Below are 17,951 nucleotides of genomic sequence, written 5' to 3'. Positions count from 1 at the left end.
GCGATGGCTTCCGAAGCCCTTTCGCGGGAGATTGCGGTGCTTGAATCCCTCTACCTCAACCTGGGCCAGCATGACGCGCTGTCAGATGCCGAGAAGGCGCTTCTCGCCGGCGCCATGACCTTCGAGCGGCATTTCGCCACCGGCCAGGACATCGTGGCTTCCGGGTCGCGGCCGACCTATTCGACGCTGATCCTCGACGGGCTGGCGGCGCGCTACAAGGTGCTGGAGGATGGCGGCCGGCAGTTCACCTCGCTGCAGGTGCCCGGTGACTTTGTCGATCTCCATGCCTTCCTGCTGAAGACGATGGATCACGGCATCGTCGCGCTGTCGCCTTGCCATGTCATGTTCGCCGACCACAGCCGGCTTCGCGCCATCACCGAGCAGGCGCCGCACCTGACACGGCTGCTATGGCTGGACACGCTGGTGGACGGCGCCATCCACCGCGAATGGATCGTCGCCATGGGGCGGCGCTCCAAGACCTCGCATCTGGCCCATCTCGTCTGTGAGCTTTTCGTGCGGCTGCAGGTGGTGCAGCGGACCAACGGGATGAGCTTCCATCTGCCGCTCTCGCAAGCAGAGATGGCCGACGTGCTTGGCCTGTCCGTGGTGCACATGAACCGGGTCATCGGTGCCCTGCGAAAGGTCGGCGTTGTCAACTGGGCAAACCACACGGTGACCATTCTCGACTGGCACCGGCTGCAGGAAATCGCCGAGTTCGATCCGACCTACCTCAGCATGATGCGGGAACCGCGCTAAGGTATGTTGATATTCAGGTGAGGCCGGCCTGCAAAGGATGGCTTTCCGCGACCCCGGTGCCCACGTACTTCAAGTACGCTCCGCTCCGGTTCTCGAAAACCACCGCTTTCGGCGCGGCCTGACCTTGAATCTCGCACGCCTTAGGGGCTGCTTTGCAGATCTATGCTGCTTCTGCCGCGACGTTGACCGCCGACTCAGCGATCTGCGTCAACGCTTCATCAGTCGCCTTCTCTTCCTTGAGTGTCGCTTCAAGGAGTGTCACGGCCTCGTTCAAGCCGAGTTCACCGGCCCACGTCCTCAGCGTGCCATAGCGTGAGATCTCATAGTGCTCGACCGCTTGCGCGGCGGCCAGCAGGCCGGCATCGAGCGCGGGCGATCCCTTGTACTCCTCCATGATTTCGGCGCCTTCCTCGGTGATACCCATGATGGCCGCACAGGTCTTGCCGACCGGCTTCTTGCCGATGACGCCGAAGACTTTCTCCAGCCTCGCAACATGGCCCTCGGTTTCGGTGCGGTGCTTTTCAAAGGCGGCCTTCAATTCGGCGCTCTGCGCGGCCTTGGCCATTTTCGGCAGTGTCGCCAATATCTTTTTTTCGGCGAAATAGATGTCTTTCAGCGTGTCGTGAAAGAGGTCGTCGAGCATTTTCTGTTTTGCCATTGTCATCTCCTTTGGTGGGGCCCTCAGGTCGACAATCTCGCATCGGCGGATTTGTTCCGCCTGATCTGCGTCCGGCAAAATCTTTATAAAATTCCTATTTCTTTCCGCCCCGCGCCGTCTCGACCCTTTATGGCGATCGGGTCCATATTCTCCAGGAGACACACAGCTCGGCCACGATCATCTACCGTGACGGAGCGTTTTTATATGGTTTGCGCCTGTCGACTCCAGGCGTAGAGTAGAAAACGCAAATAAAACGAAGATAAGGAACATCCACGATGGATATCGTCGTTCTCGGGATAGGGGTTTTATTTTTTGCCCTCTCCTTCGCTTACATCAAAGCCTGTGACATTCTTTAGGCCGGAGGACCGCAACATGCTTCTCGACTATATCCTTGGCGGCGGTGTGACCTTGTTCCTGCTCGCCTACCTGACATACGCCCTCGTTCGCCCAGAACGCTTCTGACGGCAACTGGTGCAAGGCACGGAAAGCTACTTCAATGACTCTCAACGGATGGCTACAGATCCTCCTCTACTGCGTGATACTCGTTCTGCTGGTGAAGCCGCTCGGCGGCTACATGTACCGCGTTTTCAACGGCGACCGCACATTTCTCTCACCGGTTCTTGGCCCCCTCGAACGGGGTCTCTATCGCATTTCGGGGACCAGCGAGCGCGAAGAGCAGCACTGGACCACTTACGCGGCAGGCATCATGTTCTTCAGCCTGGCCAGTTTCCTCGTGCTCTATTTCCTGCAGCGGCTGCAGGGCGTGTTGCCCTATAATCCGGCCGGCATGACGGCCGTCGAACCCAATCTCGCCTTCAACACCGCCGTCAGCTTCCCGACCAACACCAACTGGCAGAACTACGGCGGCGAAAGCACGATGTCCTACCTCGTGCAGATGGCCGGCCTGACCGTGCAGAATTTCATGTCCGCGGCGGTCGGCATCGCCATCGCGGTGGCGCTGGTCCGCGGCTTCGCCCGGCATTCGGTCAAGTCGATCGGTAATTTCTGGGTCGATATGACCCGCTGCACGCTCTACATCCTGTTGCCGCTCTGCATCGTGCTCACCCTTATCTATGTCTGGCTCGGCGTGCCACAGACGCTTGGGTCCTATGTCGACGCCACGACGCTCGAGGGCGCGAAGCAGACGATCGCGGTCGGCCCTGTCGCCTCGCAGCTCGCCATCAAGATGCTCGGCACCAATGGCGGTGGCTTCTTCAACGCCAATTCGGCGCATCCTTTCGAAAACCCCGACGCGATCTCCAATTTCATCCAGATGGTCACGATCTTCGCCCTCGGCGCCGCGCTGACCAATGTGTTCGGCCGCATGGTCGGCAACCAGCGCCAGGGTTGGGCGATCCTGGCCGCGATGGGTGTCCTGTTCGTCGGCGGCGTCGCCATCTGCTATTGGGCCGAAGCGGCCGGCAATCCCCTTGTCCATGCGCTTGGCATCGACGGCGGCAACATGGAAGGCAAGGAGACCCGTTTCGGCATCGCCATGTCGGCACTGTTCGCCGTCATCACGACGGCTGCCTCCTGCGGCGCGGTCAACGCCATGCATGACTCGTTCACCGCGCTCGGAGGCCTGATCCCGATGATCAACATGCAGCTCGGCGAGGTCATCGTCGGCGGTGTCGGCGCCGGTTTCTACGGCATCATGATGTTCATCGTCGTCGCCGTCTTCGTTGCCGGCCTGATGGTCGGCCGCACGCCCGAATATCTCGGCAAGAAGATCGAGGCCAAGGAGGTCAAGATGGCCATGCTGGCCATCTTGTGCCTGCCGCTGGCGATGCTGATCTTCACGGCCATCGCGGTCGTTCTGCCGACCGGCGTCGCCTCCATGGCCAATGGCGGGCCGCATGGCTTCTCGGAGGTGCTCTATGCCTACACCTCGGCGGCGGCGAACAACGGCTCGGCCTTTGGCGGTCTCTCCGGCAACACGCCCTGGTACAACATAACGCTCGGCATCACCATGCTGATGGGCCGCTTCCTGGTCATCATCCCCGCGCTTGCCATCGCCGGCTCGCTGGTGGCGAAGAAGACGGTTCCGGCCTCCGCCGGCACCTTCCCGACCGACGGTCCGCTGTTCGTCGGGCTGCTGGTCGGCGTCATCCTGATCGTCGTCGGCCTTACCTTCTTCCCGGCGCTGGCGATCGGCCCGATCGTCGAACACTTGGCCATGGTCCATGGGCAGACCTTCTGAGACCGCCATGTCCAGGTTCAACCTCATGCGACGCAACGTTGAGCGTCGGACCGAAAAGGAGGGGGAGACAATCCCCCCTCCTTTCCCGACCGTGTCCACATTCCTCGGCATTGCGGCAGTCATGATCGTCATCTGGCTGCTGGTCTATGGGCCGCCGCATCTTCCTTCGGCATCCGATCGATCGGTGCCTGCCAACAACATCGATACTGGAGCCAACAAATGAGCCAGTCCAAATCCGCTAGCATCATGGATGCCAGCATCCTGTGGCCCGCCATCGGCGGGGCCTTCAGGAAACTCAACCCGCGTACCCTGATCAGGAACCCGGTGATGTTCGTCGTCGCCGTCGTCTCGGCTCTGACGACCATCCTGTTCATCAGGGACCTGATCACCGGTGGTGGCGATTTCAAGTTCACGCTGCAGATCATCATCTGGCTGTGGTTCACCGTGCTGTTCGCCAATTTCGCCGAAGCCGTCGCCGAAGGCCGCGGCAAGGCGCAAGCCGACTCGCTGCGCAAGGCTCGCACCGAGACCCAGGCCAAGCTTTTGACCGGTGAGGATCGCACGAAATACAAGCTGGTGCCCGGCACCAGCCTGAAAGTTGGCGATGCCGTGCTGGTCGAGGCCGGCGACATCATCCCGTCGGACGGCGAGGTGGTCGAAGGCGTCGCCTCGGTCAACGAGGCGGCGATAACGGGCGAATCCGCACCGGTCATCCGCGAATCCGGTGGTGACCGTTCGGCGGTGACCGGCGGCACGCAGGTGCTGTCCGACTGGATCCGCGTGCGTATCACCGCGGCATCGGGCCACACCTTCCTCGACCGCATGATCTCGCTGGTCGAAGGCGCCGAGCGCCAGAAGACGCCGAACGAGATCGCGCTCAACATCCTGCTGGTCGGCATGACGCTGATCTTCGTGCTGGCCACGGCGACCATCCCAAGCTTTGCCTCCTATTCGGGCGGCTATATCTCGGTGACCGTGCTCGTCGCGCTGTTCGTCACCCTGATCCCGACCACGATCGGCGCGCTCCTGTCGGCGATCGGCATCGCCGGCATGGACCGTCTGGTGCGCTTCAACGTGCTCGCCATGTCGGGCCGCGCCGTCGAGGCGGCGGGCGACGTCGACACGCTGCTGCTCGACAAGACCGGAACCATCACGCTCGGCAACCGCCAGGCGACGGAATTCCGTCCGGTCAAGGGCGTCACCGAGCAGGAACTCGCCGACGCGGCGCAACTCGCCTCGCTCGCCGACGAAACGCCGGAAGGCCGCTCGATCGTCGTGCTGGCCAAGGAGAAATACGGCATCCGCGCCCGTGATATGGCAACGCTGCACGCAACCTTCGTTCCCTTCACCGCGCAGACCCGCATGAGCGGCGTCGACGTCGACGGCTCTTCGGTGCGCAAGGGTGCAGTCGATTCCGTGCTTGCCCATGTCAACCAGTCGACGGTCGCCGCCCACGGCACGCGTCCAAGCAGCGATTCCGTGCGGGATCTCCAGGCGGTCGCCGACGAGATTGCCAAGTCCGGCGGCACGCCGCTGGCGGTCGAGCGTGACGGACGCCTGCTCGGCGTCGTCCATCTCAAGGACATCGTCAAGGGCGGCATCAGCGAGCGCTTCACGGAGCTGCGCCGCATGGGCATCCGCACGGTGATGATCACCGGCGACAATCCGCTGACGGCGGCCGCCATCGCGGCGGAAGCCGGCGTCGACGACTTCCTTGCCCAGGCGACGCCCGAGGACAAGCTGAAGCTGATCCGCGACGAACAGGCCAAGGGCAAGCTGGTCGCCATGTGCGGCGACGGCACCAACGATGCGCCGGCCCTTGCCCAGGCCGACGTCGGCGTCGCCATGAACACCGGCACGGTTGCCGCGCGCGAAGCCGGCAACATGATCGATCTCGACAGCGACCCGACCAAGCTCATCGAGATCGTCGAGATCGGCAAGGCTCTGCTGATGACGCGCGGCTCGCTGACGACCTTCTCGATCGCCAACGACGTGGCCAAGTATTTTGCCATCATCCCGGCAATGTTCGCCGTCTTCTACGTCGCGCCGGGGCAGACCACCGGCCCGCTGCAGGCGCTCAACATCATGCATCTGGCGACGCCGCAGAGCGCCATCCTGTCGGCCATTATCTTCAACGCGCTCATCATCATCGCGCTGATCCCGCTGTCGCTGCGCGGCGTCAAATACCGGGCGATCGGCGCTGGCGCGCTGCTCAGCCGCAACCTCCTGGTTTACGGTCTCGGCGGCATCATTGTCCCCTTCGTCGGCATCAAGGCGATCGATTTGATCGTCACCGCCCTCGGCCTTGCTTAAGGATTACGTTCATGCTCACCCAGATAAGACCCGCGATCATCATGATCGTCTTCTTCACGGTCCTGACCGGCCTGATCTATCCGATCGGCATGACCGGCATTGCGCAGGCGCTGTTCCCCGCCAGGCCAATGGCAGCCTGATCGAGAAGGACGGCAAGGTCATCGGCTCCGAACTGATCGGCCAGGGCTTCGCCAGCGACAAGTATTTCCATGGCCGGATTTCGGCGGCCGGCAGCAACGGCTACGACGCCACGGCGTCGGGCGGCACCAATCTCGGCCCGACCAATCCCAAGCTGATCGACCGCATCAAGGGCGACGCCGAGAAGCTGAAGGCGGAGAATCCGAACCAGCCTGTTCCGATGGATCTGGTGACGTCATCGGGCAGCGGCCTCGATCCCCATATCAGCCCTGAAGCCGCCTATTTCCAGGTCGCTCGGGTGGCCAAGGCCAGGGGCGTCGATGAAGCCAAGATCAAGGCGCTTGTCGACGGCCAGGTCGAGGGCAGGGAACTCGGCTTCATGGGAGAGCCGGTGGTCAACGTGCTGGCGCTCAACATCGCGCTGGACGCCGCTAAATAGTTGATGGCGAGGTCCGGGGATCGACAGCATCCCCGGGCCTCTCCATGATCGATCCCGATGCCGGAAGACCGAAGCAACGAAAACAGACCTTCCCCCGACGCGCTGCTCGAGCATGCCGAGCGGGAGGGGCGCGGCCGTCTGCGGATATTCCTTGGTGCAGCCCCGGGTGTCGGCAAGACCTACGAAATGCTGATGTCGGGCCGCGCCAGGCTGGCCGACGGCATCGATGTGGTGATCGGCGTCGTCGAGACACACGGCCGCAAGGAAACACAGGCCCTGGTCGAGGGCTACGAAGTCATCCCCCGCCGCAAGGTCGACTACAAGGGGCGCATGCTCGACGAGATGGATATCGACGCCATCCTCGCGCGACGCCCGGCGCTGGTTCTCGTCGATGAACTCGCCCATACCAACGCGCCCGGCAGCCGTCACCCCAAGCGCTACCTCGACGTCCAGGAGATCCTGGCGCGAGGCATCGACGTCTACACGACGCTCAACATCCAGCATGTCGAAAGCCTGAACGATGTCGTGGCGCAGATCACGCGGGTCAGGGTGCGTGAAACGGTTCCCGATTCCATCATCGACCAGGCCGATGACGTCGAAATCATCGATCTGACGCCCGACGACCTGATCAAGCGGCTGGAGGAGGGCAAGGTCTATTTCCCCAACACCGCGCAGCGCGCCGTCGAGAATTATTTCTCGTCAGGCAATCTGACGGCACTGCGGGAACTGGCGCTGCGCCGCACGGCCCAGCGTGTCGACGAGCAATTGCTCAATCACATGCAGTCCCATGCCATCCAAGGTCCCTGGGCCGCGGGGGAGAGGGTGCTCGTCTGCGTCGACGCAAGACCGGGCGGCGCGGCCCGCATTCGCTACGCACGCAGGCTGGCCGACCGGCTTCGTGCGCCATGGACGGCGCTTCATGTCGATACGCCTCGCTCGGCCGGCATGTCCGAGGAAGACAAGGACCGGCTCGCCACGCTCCTGCGCCTTGCCGAGCAGCTCGGCGCCGAGGTGACGACCATTCCGGGCCAGAATGTCGCGCAGGACATTGTGCGCCACGCGACGGCGAACAATTTCACCCATATCGTGGTGGGCAGGCCGACGCGGTCGCGTTGGCGCGAACTGATCGAGGGCTCGCTCACCTATGATCTCATCCGCAATGCCGGCGATATCAGCGTCCATGTCATTTCGGGGACCGAACGCAATACCGAGGCGACGTCGAGAAGCCTCCGGACGGTGGACGAGCAGCAGCAGTTCCAGATCTGGCCCTATCTGAAGGCTACGGCCTATGTTGCCGGCTCGCTCGCCTTCGCCGCCCTGCTCGACCAGTTTCTCGACGTTCGCAATCTCGCGATCATCTTTCTCATTGCCGTGCTGGCATCGGCGGTCACCGGCGGGCTGTGGCCGGCTTTGTACGCCTGTCTCGCCAGCGCCCTTGCCTTCAACTATTTTTTCCTGGAGCCGCGCTACACGCTGACGATCCGGGATCCCGAAAGCATTGTCGCACTTGCGGTCTTCCTGGTTGTTGCCGTAATCGCCAGCAATCTGACGGCGCGCGTACAGCGCCAGGCCGTCGCCGCCCGCTCGCGTGCGCGGGCCACCGAGGACATCTACCTCTTTTCCAAGAAGCTCGCCGGTGCCGGCACGCTCGACGACGTCCTGTGGGCAACCGCCTTCCAGATCGCCTCGATGCTCAAGCTGCGGGTGGTGTTGCTTCTGCCCGAAGACGGCACCATCACCGTCAAGGCCGGCTATCCGCCCGACGACACGCTGGCCGAGGCCGACATTGCCGCTGCCCGCTGGGCCTGGGAGCACAACCGTGCCGCCGGGCGCGGCGCCGACACGCTGCCTGGCGCCAAGCGCCTCTACCTCCCCTTGCGCACGGGGCGCACCGCGATCGGTGTCGTCGGCCTCGACAATGACAAGCAGGGCCCGCTGCTGACGCCCGAGCAACAGCGCCTGCTCGACGCGCTGGCCGATCAGGCGGCGGTGGCGATCGAACGCATCCAACTCGTCGCCGATGTCGATCGCGCCAAGCTCGCCGCCGAAGCCGACCGGCTGCGCTCGGCTTTGCTGACTTCGATTTCGCATGATCTGAAAACGCCGCTCTCAGCCATCATGGGGGCGGCCGGCACGCTCAAGGAATTCGCGCCCGATCTGCCCGAGCAGGACCGGGCGGAGCTTCTGTCGACGGTGATCGACGAATCGGAGCGGCTGAACCGCTTCATCGCCAACCTGCTTGACATGACCAAGATCGAATCCGGTGCGATGGAGCCGAATTACGCTCTCCATTATGTCGGCGATATCGCCGGCACGGCGCTCAACCGCGCCCGCAAGATCACCAGCGAACACAAGATCGAGGTCGATATTCCATCCGATCTGCCGATGCTGAAGCTCGATCCCGTGCTGTTCGAACAGGTTCTGTTCAATCTTCTCGACAATGCGTCGAAATATTCCCCGCCCGGCTCGACAATCCGCGTGCGGGGATGGGCAGACAATGGGTCCGTCATCGTGCAGATCATGGATGAGGGACCGGGCATCCCGGCGCAGGACCTGGAACGCGTCTTCGACACTTTTTATCGGGTGCGCAAGGGTGACCAGGTGCGCGCCGGCACCGGGCTTGGCCTATCGATCTGTCGTGGCTTCGTCGAATCGATGGGTGGCACGATCTCGGCCGCGAACCGGACCGACCGTCCCGGTGCCGCTTTCACCATCAGGATGCCGGTGCCGGTGCCGGCGGAAGTACGCGATGCCGACAATCGTGGCGAAGAGACCAGCGTGGATCAGCCGTGATGACCAATTCGAATGTCAGGATACTGGTTGTCGATGACGAGCCGCCGATCCGCAAACTGCTGCGCGTTGGCCTCGGTAGCCAGGGCTATGCGGTCAGCGAGGCGCCGAACGCCAAGGCGGCGATCGAGCTGATGGAACAGGAAAAGCCGGACCTGGTGCTGCTCGACCTCGGCCTGCCCGGCATAAGTGGCCATGAGCTCCTGCGCAAATGGCGTGACGACGGCCTCGACATTCCTGTCGTCATCCTCTCCAGCCGCACCGACGAGGCCGGCATCGTCAATGCGCTCGAACTTGGCGCCGACGATTATGTCACCAAGCCGTTCGGCATGAACGAACTGGTGGCGCGCATCCGCGTGGCGCTGCGGCACAAGTTCCAGCAGCAGGGCGAGAAGCCTGTCTTCCAGAGCGGCGACCTCAGCGTCGATCTGGTCAAGCGCATCGTCAAGGTCGAAGGCAAGGAGATAAAACTCTCGCCGAAGGAATACGACATACTGCGCATCCTGGTGCAGCATGCCGGCAAGGTGCTGACCCATCATTTCATCCTGAAGCAGATCTGGGGCGACTCGACCGACGTGCAATATCTCAGGGTCTATGTCAGGCAGCTCAGGCAGAAGATCGAGAAGACCCCCGACCAGCCGCACCACATCACCACCGAGACCGGTGTCGGCTACCGGTTGCGTGTCGACTGAGACAGCCTCATCGATTGAATCTGCGTCAGCCGGTGGCTTCCAGCGGCCGGTTTGCGGCCGTGGATGTCCGCAAGGCAGCGACGCAACCGAGGACGCCGAGCGGCACGAAGGCGAGGAACAGCCAGCTCGCGACGTTGGCTGCCGCGTCGTGGTTCAATCCTTGCGAAAAGCCGCTGGCATTGGCGACGATGCCGGCAAGGGCGGCGCCCACGGCGTAACCGATGCGCTGCATGGTCGGCACCGCGGCCGAGGCGATGGTCTGTTCGTCGTCCGGAGCGGAGGCGACGATGACGCGGGTCAGGAACGGCCAGGCGATGCCGAAGCCGCCGCCTTGCAACAGGGCGCATATCAGGATCAGCGGGATCGAGCCCAGCGGTATCGTATAGGCGAAGCCGGCGATGCCCGCCGCGATCATCAATGCGCCGCAGACAATGATCAGGCGCTCGCGCTGTGGCGGGGCGTTGGCGACAAGGATCGACAGGATCGACCAGGCGATCGATTCGGCGGCGATGATGTAGCCGGTGGTCAGTAGCGGAATGTCGTGCAGGCTGGTCAAAAGCAGCGGTCCGTAGACGCCGAAGGAACAGGTCGCGACGGAAAAGGCGGCGACCATGGTCATGCCCGCGCCCACCGGCGTCCGCCACGAGAACAGTCGCGCCGGGAAAAGCCGCGAGCGCGGCTTCAGCGCATCGACGTAGAAGAACAGCGCCAGGCCGGCCAGGCCCAGCAGGATCAGCAGCGAGGAGCGCAGCAGCGCGATATCGACGCCGGCCGAGGCGATCAGCACCACGGCGACGGCAAGACAGCCAAGCGCGGCGAACGGGAAGGGGGGTGCCTTGCCCGCGCCGGCGATGGGTCGCTTCGCCTCCGGGGTGTTCAGAACGAGGAAGCTGGCCAGCGCCATGGCGGTGCCGCCGAAGGTGAAGACGCCGAAGGCCCAGCGCCACGACAGGAGCTCGGTCATGATCGCGCCCAGCAACGGGCCGCTGAAGGCGGCGACGCCCCAGATCGCCGACATGATGCCGAAAAGCTGCGGCCAGATGGCGCGCGAAAACAGCCGCTCGACCGAGACGAAAGCCAGCGACACCAGCGCGCCGCCGCCAAGTCCTTCGATCAGGCGGCCGGCGAGGAACAATTGCATGGAAGGCGAGGTGGCGCAGATCAGTGCGCCGGCCGCGTAGAGCAGGGCCGCGACCACCATGTTGGTGCGCAGCGCCACATAGCTCACCAGCCGTCCGGCCGCGGCGCCGGCGACGATGGCGCCGAGCTCGTAGACCGCCAGCGACCAGCCGACGAGCTGTACGCCGGCCATTTCACCGACCATGGCCGGCATGACGGTCGCCACCATCGTCTCATTGGTGGCGTGCAGCAGGATGCCGAGGCTGATGAAGCAGAAGCGCGCCAGGTCGCCGCTCGCCCACAATGCGCGCCAGTCGACCCTGTTTGTGCTGATTTCAGTCATATCCACCCTATGCTCTGCATATCTCGATCGCGGCGTACGGCACCAGAAGCCAGCAAGGCTTTCCGGCAGGACCATGCGCGGCCATAGCGCCGGATAGCGTGCCTATCGAGGTGCCGGTCCGGTCGGGGTGGGCTTGTAGGACCTCAACCGCGGTTGAGGACAAGCGGTTTTTTCAAGAGGTCAGTTTTCGGTGCTGCGCAGCTGGAACTGGCTGACGCCGATGGCGAGATTGACGCCGGTCTGGGTCTGCAGGCTGAATGGCTGGAGCGTGAAAGCCTGCGAAGAGCCACCGACCAAAAGATTGGCGCCGGCTCCGACGGCAGCCGTGACCTCCGCGCTGGCGCCGATATAGTCGCCCGCCAGCGCACCAGGCGCGTAGATGTTCTTCAGCGGCGTCAGCACCAGCCAGCGCATCACCGCCTGCTTTGTCGTGCCGATGTCGAGGCCGTATTTGTTGACCGCGCCGAAATAGGCCTCCGGCGCGAAGGTCTTGTCGGTCGGGGTGAAGGTGCAGCTGAGGTCCTTGGACGAACCGAAGATGAAGCCGGTGCCGCCACCTATGGCGCATTCAAGGGTACCGAGTTCGATGCCGCGGTCCTGCGCCTGCGTCTGTGTGGCGCCGAGCACGAGTGCAATCACGGCAGCGGCTGTCTTCGACATGGCGTTCCCCTCAAAATCAAACGGCGCGGAACCATCCTATATGGTTCCGCGCCGCAAGGTAGAGAGGAGCGCGTAGCTCCTTGCGATCACTTGAGCGAGTGGATCAGCTGAAGCGAGGTCACAGCCACGGCGAGATTGACGCCGGTCTGCGCCTGGACGCTGAGCGGCTCCAGCATGAAGGCGCTGTCGAAGCCGCCGACCAGCAGATTGGCGCCGCCGCCGGTGACGACGCTCGCCTCGGCGTTGACGCCGTAATAGCTGCCGGCAAGATCGCCCGCATCGCGGTCGCGGGTTGCGGCAAAAACCGCCCAGACGAGCTGGCCCTGATGTGTCTGGCCGAGATCGACACCGATCTTGGAGATGACGCCGGTGTAAATCTCCGACGGTCCGTGATGATAGGGACGGAAGACGCAGGACACGCCCTTGTTGGAGGCGACGATATAGGCGGTGCCGCCGTCGATGGTGCAGTCGAGCGTGCCGAGCTGCAGCCTGCCGGCGCTGGCCGGGGCGGCAGCGAACACGGTCGTTGCAAGGGCAGCGGCGCAGACGAGTTTCTTGATCATGGGAGGGTCCTTTCGCAAATCGCTTGGAAATAACGGCTTGAATGGCCAGACCGTTCCGCTGAAAACTTGGCGCGAACAAGGCAAGGGTTAACGGTCTGCCGCAGGGGTTAATGCACAGTTGCCGGATTGCGGGCGATCTTCAGCGCCGCGTGTCCTTTTGGACACGCGGGATGGCGCTTTAATATCGGATCCGTCTAAGTCGAGGTCAGCTGACCCGGGCGAGGCCATCCTTGGCCGGCTGATAGGTGGGGTCGAGGCGCACGGCCTCGCGATAGGATTTCGCCGCCTTGGCCTTGTCGCCGCGCCGCTCGTAGATCAGCGCCTGATTGGCCCAGGCCTCGGCGTTCTTGCCGTCGAGCTTGATGGCCATGTTGAAGTCGGAGAAGGCATTGTCCTCGTCGCCCGTCGCCAGATAGGAGAGGCCACGGCCGTTGTAGGGCTCTGCCGCATCCGGCGCCAGCGAGATGGCGGTCGAGAAGTCCTCGATGGCGAATTTGTGCTGGCCCTGACTCTGATAGATCAGGCCGCGATTGTGGTAGGCGCGGGCGTCCGTCGTGTCGAGCTGGATCGCTTTCTGGAAGTCGTTGAAGGCATCCTGGGTCCGGCCCGCCTTGCGGTAGAGATTGCCGCGGCCGATATAGGCGGCATCATAACTGCCGTTGATCTGGATCGATCGGTTGTAGTCGGCGAGAGCGGCTTCCTGGTTGCCGAGGAAGCGCTGGATGAGAGCCCGGTTGGAATAGGCCTGGTAGAAATTCGGGTTGAGTTGGATGGCCTGGTTGAAGTCCTTGAGCGCCGCCTGGTATTGGCCGCCGCGGCCATAGGCCGAACCACGGACGTTATAGCCTTCCGGATCCTGGGGATTGCGCTGGATCACCGCCGACAGCGAGGAGATATTCTCGCTCGATCCTTGCGCCTTGTCGATGTTGTTGAACTCGCCGGTCGGGCCCGATGTCTGGCAGCCGGCAAGCACCAATCCGGAAAGCAGGGCCGCTGTCAGGGCGAAACCACGCAATGCGGTCCCGCGCTCCACGCTCGTTGCGTTCATGTCTGCCCTGTCCTCACTTGCGCCGTCGTTCAGGTCCGGTTCCCCCCTCCGGGCCGGGTCACAATGTCATAAACTGTCAGAGCGTGATTTGTGCGCCCAGATGGGCGCGAGTCGCTCTAAACAAAAAGGTGGCGGCGATTCCGCATCGCGCCACCTCAGTATCCTTCGAAAAGGACGAAATATTGGCGATAATCAGCGCGGCGGACGCGCTGCACCAGCAGCACCACCGGCGGGAACGGGACGCGGGGTCATCGGCAGCAGGCCTTCGCGCTGAGCGCGCTTGCGAGCCAGCTTGCGGGCGCGGCGAACGGCCTCGGCCTTTTCACGGGCGCGCTTCTCGGAAGGCTTCTCGTAGTGACCGCGCATCTTCATTTCGCGGAAAATGCCTTCGCGCTGCATCTTCTTCTTGAGCGCGCGAAGCGCCTGATCAACGTTATTGTCGCGGACGAGTACCTGCACGGGCAATCCTGTCTTTCGGGTTTGATATCAACAGGCAAGCGGCCATAGCCACTAGCCTCCGCGGCGGTCGACACCACGAATTGTGGCGGCTGATAGCAGAATCAAGCCGCGCTGTCCACAGTCGAAATGCAGGACAACAGCCAAATTGCCACGGTAGGCGCGAGATAGGGCGCCGACTACGCCGTGGCCAGGTGCAGCCGTTCGAAATCCTGGAAGAATTCGCCGTAGTCGCAGGTGATCTCCTCGCCGGCGGCAATGTCGCGCGTCGCGGTGGCGCCGCCATATTGCGAAAAATCGGTGTTCGGCGTCGCCGAATGGTTCATAAAGCGGCCATTGTCGACCTCATAGACCATGAAACCCGGCCGATCCGGGCTCGGATAGGCGTAGCGGTCGAGCAATTCCTTCAGAGGCTGGGGCGCGGCCTCGTATTTGTCCATCGGGATCAGCCGGTCGAAATCCGGGTCGAGCCGCCAAATCGAGGCGCCTTTCCGGATCGGCTCGGCGGCAAACATGCCGACGCCCTCGATTGCGCTCGCGGCGACATAGGTTCGGATCAGCATCATGGTTTCGGGACCCGTTTCGACACCAAAACGGAATCGCCAAATCACGCGGAAAAAGCAAGACCGGCTGCCTGCGTCAAAGCGGCGAACCGGCCTGTTGCCTGCAAAAAACCTTCACGTCCGGTTGATCGAGACGCCGCCATCGGCAAACAGCGCGGTTCCCGTGGTGAAGCTCGAGGCGTCGGAGGCGAGATAAAGCGCCGAACGGGCAATCTCCTCAGGCTGCGCCATGCGTTTCAAGGCATGGATGCCTTCGACGAAAGCGCGGGCCTCGGGTGTCGTCTTCGTCGCGCCTGGCGTGTCGGTGCCGCCCGGCAGCAAGGCGTTAACGCGCAGGCCTTTCGGGCCGTATTCGGCGGCCAGAACCTGTGTCAGGCCGATCAGGCCGGCCTTGGCTGCGGCGTAGGCGGCCATGCCCGGCATGCCGGCGGTGTAGCCGACAAAGCTCGAGGTGAAGATCAGCGAGCCGCCGCCGCGCTCCAGCATCGCCGGTATCTGGTACTTCGCTCCGAGAAAGGCGCTGGTCAGGTTGATGTCCATCGTCTCGTGCCATGCCGCCGGCATCATGTCGGGCAGCGGCGCCATCAGGCCGACGGCGCCGGCATTGTTGAAGGCAATGTCCAGACCGCCGAAGCTTTCGACCGCCAGATCGACAAGAGCCTTCGCATAGGCTTCGTCCCTGACGTCGCCGGCAAGGGCGGCGGCCGTGCCCTCCGCATCCGATATCTCGGCGACCAGCGTGTCGAGCTCGGCTTGACGGCGGGCGGAGACGACAAGCTTCGCCCCTTCCTCGGCGAAGAGTTTCGCGGTGGCGCGGCCGATGCCGGAGCTGGCACCGGTGACGATGGCGATCTTGTTGGCGAGTGCGAGCATCTTTTTGGCATCCCTGTTTCGTGCCGATCTTGCCGGCAATCGGGATGTTGATCGCAGCCTAGGGCGGCGCGAGCCACCCGATACCTGCGAAGGCATCGGCGAAGATTCTTGACGCCGGATGGACACCGGGCTACCAAGTCGCCATTCAACCTTGCGGGTGGACGCGCCACCCATTTCAATGACCCCCCAAGACATAATGAGCAAGTTGCTGGCCCCCGGCTTCGAGGGCGACAGCGAGTTGACGTTCGCTCTTCAATCGGCATTTGAAAAAGGCTTTCCGCTCGAAAACCTTCGGCCGCTGCTGACGTCCGACAACCTTCATACGCAGGCCGCCGCCGCCTACTTGGTGGCCGAAATTAGCCCCAGCTTCAGCATGAATTGCGTTGTTGGGGAGATCGCCGATCTGCTCGACAGCGAAATTGTACGGATCAGGTTCGACGCGATAGAGGCGCTGTTGGGCTGCACGACACCGGCCGATGGAGCCATTCTCGGCCGCGTGATGCTCAGGCTGGACGATGAGGTGTTCGGCGTCCGATGGAAGGTAGCGCAGTTCATCCGCCTTGCAGAGCGATGGCAGCTACGCCTGGCAGTGGAGAATGCCGCCGAACTCTGCCCAGATTCAGCATTCCCAATCCTGGCTAAGGCTCACGGCCAGTACCTCACCGCGACTACCACGACAGTGCGATGGTTGCTCGATCACCCGAACCCCCTCGTGCGGCGCTTTGGTGCGGCCGTCGCCGCCAGACCGCGCTCTGTGGTTGACGAGCAGTTCTTGGCGATGGCTGAAGCGTCGCATGACGTCGAAGTCAGGGAGATCGCGGCAGCCTCATATCGTATCCAACTGACGCCGATCTATGCGGTTTGGTCTTCTACCTTGTCTAGAAAACGTGCCTCTTCCGCATAGGTTCGTGCTTTGCATTGGTTGCGACGCCCCCGGTCTTTTTCGGCGTGGCGCAAAACGGCAAGCGCCGTCGCAAACAGCGCAAGGGTGGAAGCGCTGTTTCGCTAGTGATACACCTCGCGCGCCGGGCCAAACAAAAGCCCGGCTGCAATCCGCGAGATCTGTTGGCGCGAGGCTGGGACGTTGAAAAAATATTCGGTATTCGCCATCGCCCGCGAGGCCATGCGCGGCCACAAGGGCTGGGAGGAACAATGGTCCTCGCCTGAGCCCAAGAAGGAATACGACGTCATCATCGTCGGCGCCGGCGGCCACGGCCTGGCCACCGCCTATTACCTCGCCACGGTGCACGGCATCACCAATGTCGCGGTGCTGGAAAAGGGCTGGCTCGGCGGCGGCAATACCGGCCGCAACACCACCATCATCCGCTCCAACTATCTCTATGACGAGAGCGCCGGGATTTACGACCATGCGCTGAAGCTGTGGGATGGGCTTTCCCAGGAGCTCAACTACAACGTCATGTATTCGGCGCGGGGCGTCATGATGCTCGCCCACAATGTGCACGACATCCAGGTGCTGAAGCGCCATGTCCATGCCAACCGGCTGAACGGCATCGACAATGAGTGGCTGACACCGGAGCAGGCGCAGGAATTCTGCCCGCCGCTCAACATCTCGAAGGACGCACGCTACCCGGTCGTCGGGGCTGCCCTGCAGCGCCGCGGCGGCACGGCGCGCCACGACGCCGTTGCCTGGGGCTATGCGCGCGGCGCCTCGGCGCGCGGCGTCCACATCATCCAGAATTGTGAGGTCACCGGCGTCAAGCGCGCGCCGAATGGCGCGGTCATGGGTGTCGACACGACGCGAGGCTTCATCGGCGCCAAGAAGGTCGGCGTGGTGGCCGCGGGCCATTCCTCGGTCATCATGAACATGGCCGGCGTGCGCATGCCGCTGGAAAGCTATCCGCTGCAGGCGCTGGTTTCCGAGCCGGTCAAGCCGGTCGTGCCTTGCGTGGTGATGTCGAACACGGTGCACGCCTATATCTCGCAGTCCGACAAGGGCGAGCTGGTGATCGGCGCCGGCACCGACCAGTACGTCTCCTATTCGCAGACCGGCGGCCTGCACATCTTGCAGCACACGCTGGACGCCATCTGCGAGATGTTCCCGATCTTCACGCGCATGAAGATGCTGCGCTCCTGGGGCGGCATTGTCGACGTGACGCCCGACCGCTCGCCGATCCTGGCCAAGACGCCGGTGCCCGGCCTCTATGTCAATTGCGGCTGGGGCACGGGCGGCTTCAAGGCGACACCTGGTTCGGGCCATGTCTTTGCCCACACCATCGCCAGGGACGATCCGCATCCGATCAACGCGCCCTTCACCATCGAACGCTTCCGCACTGGCCGGCTCATCGACGAGGCGGCTGCGGCGGCTGTGGCGCACTGATG

General features: G+C 63.3%; 17 protein-coding genes and 1 pseudogene. 10 read left to right on the top strand and 8 right to left on the bottom strand.

Annotated features, from left to right (window positions below):
• The first annotated feature begins 36 nt into the window (after positions 1-36).
• Complete coding sequence (locus tag AC1VON_RS32620) at positions 37-756, top strand: Crp/Fnr family transcriptional regulator (RefSeq protein WP_483126133.1); 720 nt, start codon at positions 37-39, stop codon at positions 754-756.
• Positions 757-916: 160 nt separating this feature from the next.
• Here AC1VON_RS32620 and AC1VON_RS32615 read toward each other — a convergent pair whose 3' ends face one another.
• Positions 917-1,414 carry a YciE/YciF ferroxidase family protein gene (locus AC1VON_RS32615; RefSeq protein ID WP_483126132.1) on the bottom strand — a complete coding sequence of 166 codons (498 nt, stop codon included), beginning with the start codon at positions 1,412-1,414 and terminating at the stop codon, positions 917-919.
• A gap of 372 nt (positions 1,415-1,786) precedes the next feature.
• On the opposite strand from AC1VON_RS32615, the gene kdpF reads away from it, so the two are divergent.
• From kdpF to AC1VON_RS32580, 7 genes and pseudogenes are all read left to right on the top strand, one after another.
• Entirely contained in the window at positions 1,787-1,876 is a 90-nt protein-coding gene (gene kdpF, locus AC1VON_RS32610; protein ID WP_032918612.1) for a K(+)-transporting ATPase subunit F, read from the top strand.
• Positions 1,877-1,910: 34 nt separating this feature from the next.
• A complete protein-coding gene (kdpA, locus tag AC1VON_RS32605) occupies positions 1,911-3,614 on the top strand; it encodes a potassium-transporting ATPase subunit KdpA (protein ID WP_483126131.1) in 1,704 nt (567 codons plus the stop codon).
• A 7-nt stretch (positions 3,615-3,621) separates the two neighbouring features.
• The gene (locus AC1VON_RS32600) at positions 3,622-3,837 is read left to right on the top strand and encodes a hypothetical protein (RefSeq protein ID WP_483126130.1); all 216 of its coding nucleotides are present in this window, start codon (positions 3,622-3,624) and stop codon (positions 3,835-3,837) included.
• Positions 3,834-5,927 (top strand): potassium-transporting ATPase subunit KdpB, encoded by a 2,094-nt coding sequence (kdpB, locus tag AC1VON_RS32595; protein ID WP_483126129.1) that lies wholly within the window; start codon positions 3,834-3,836, stop codon positions 5,925-5,927. The genes AC1VON_RS32600 and kdpB overlap by 4 nt, the downstream gene beginning before the upstream one ends.
• A gap of 11 nt (positions 5,928-5,938) precedes the next feature.
• Positions 5,939-6,504: pseudogene (gene kdpC, locus AC1VON_RS32590) on the top strand (potassium-transporting ATPase subunit KdpC).
• 57 nt (positions 6,505-6,561) lie between these two features.
• Positions 6,562-9,297 carry a DUF4118 domain-containing protein gene (locus tag AC1VON_RS32585; RefSeq protein WP_483126128.1) on the top strand — a complete coding sequence of 912 codons (2,736 nt, stop codon included), beginning with the start codon at positions 6,562-6,564 and terminating at the stop codon, positions 9,295-9,297.
• Positions 9,297-9,986: a response regulator transcription factor gene (locus tag AC1VON_RS32580; protein WP_483126127.1), complete on the top strand. Its 690-nt coding sequence runs from the start codon at positions 9,297-9,299 to the stop codon at positions 9,984-9,986. The genes AC1VON_RS32585 and AC1VON_RS32580 overlap by 1 nt, the downstream gene beginning before the upstream one ends.
• A 25-nt stretch (positions 9,987-10,011) precedes the next feature.
• On the opposite strand, the gene AC1VON_RS32575 is transcribed toward AC1VON_RS32580, so the two are convergent.
• The 7 genes from AC1VON_RS32575 to AC1VON_RS32545 form a co-directional block, all read right to left on the bottom strand.
• On the bottom strand, positions 10,012-11,448 hold the full coding sequence (locus AC1VON_RS32575) for an MFS transporter (RefSeq protein WP_483126126.1): 1,437 nt from the start codon (positions 11,446-11,448) through the stop codon (positions 10,012-10,014).
• A 180-nt stretch (positions 11,449-11,628) separates the two neighbouring features.
• Positions 11,629-12,108: a DUF992 domain-containing protein gene (locus tag AC1VON_RS32570; protein WP_483126125.1), complete on the bottom strand. Its 480-nt coding sequence runs from the start codon at positions 12,106-12,108 to the stop codon at positions 11,629-11,631.
• 86 nt (positions 12,109-12,194) lie between these two features.
• Positions 12,195-12,671: a DUF992 domain-containing protein gene (locus AC1VON_RS32565; protein ID WP_172348636.1), complete on the bottom strand. Its 477-nt coding sequence runs from the start codon at positions 12,669-12,671 to the stop codon at positions 12,195-12,197.
• Positions 12,672-12,876: 205 nt separating this feature from the next.
• A complete protein-coding gene (locus AC1VON_RS32560; RefSeq protein ID WP_172348637.1) occupies positions 12,877-13,719 on the bottom strand; it encodes a tetratricopeptide repeat protein in 843 nt (280 codons plus the stop codon).
• A 192-nt stretch (positions 13,720-13,911) separates the two neighbouring features.
• Positions 13,912-14,178 (bottom strand): 30S ribosomal protein S21, encoded by a 267-nt coding sequence (rpsU, locus tag AC1VON_RS32555; protein WP_027056687.1) that lies wholly within the window; start codon positions 14,176-14,178, stop codon positions 13,912-13,914.
• Between the two features lie 176 nt (positions 14,179-14,354).
• Complete coding sequence (locus AC1VON_RS32550; RefSeq protein ID WP_172348638.1) at positions 14,355-14,741, bottom strand: SET domain-containing protein; 387 nt, start codon at positions 14,739-14,741, stop codon at positions 14,355-14,357.
• A gap of 111 nt (positions 14,742-14,852) precedes the next feature.
• Positions 14,853-15,611 (bottom strand): SDR family oxidoreductase, encoded by a 759-nt coding sequence (locus tag AC1VON_RS32545; RefSeq protein ID WP_483126124.1) that lies wholly within the window; start codon positions 15,609-15,611, stop codon positions 14,853-14,855.
• 196 nt (positions 15,612-15,807) lie between these two features.
• On the opposite strand from AC1VON_RS32545, the gene AC1VON_RS32540 reads away from it, so the two are divergent.
• Together AC1VON_RS32540 and AC1VON_RS32535 are read left to right on the top strand one after the other, a co-directional pair.
• The gene (locus AC1VON_RS32540; RefSeq protein ID WP_172348640.1) at positions 15,808-16,515 is read left to right on the top strand and encodes a hypothetical protein; all 708 of its coding nucleotides are present in this window, start codon (positions 15,808-15,810) and stop codon (positions 16,513-16,515) included.
• Positions 16,516-16,695: 180 nt separating this feature from the next.
• Complete coding sequence (locus AC1VON_RS32535) at positions 16,696-17,949, top strand: sarcosine oxidase subunit beta (RefSeq protein WP_172348641.1); 1,254 nt, start codon at positions 16,696-16,698, stop codon at positions 17,947-17,949.
• The last annotated feature ends 2 nt before the right edge of the window (positions 17,950-17,951 follow it).

The sequence above is a fragment of the Mesorhizobium sp. HAY1-8B genome (assembly GCF_056868045.1).
This window is presented reverse-complemented; position numbering and strand designations above follow the sequence as displayed.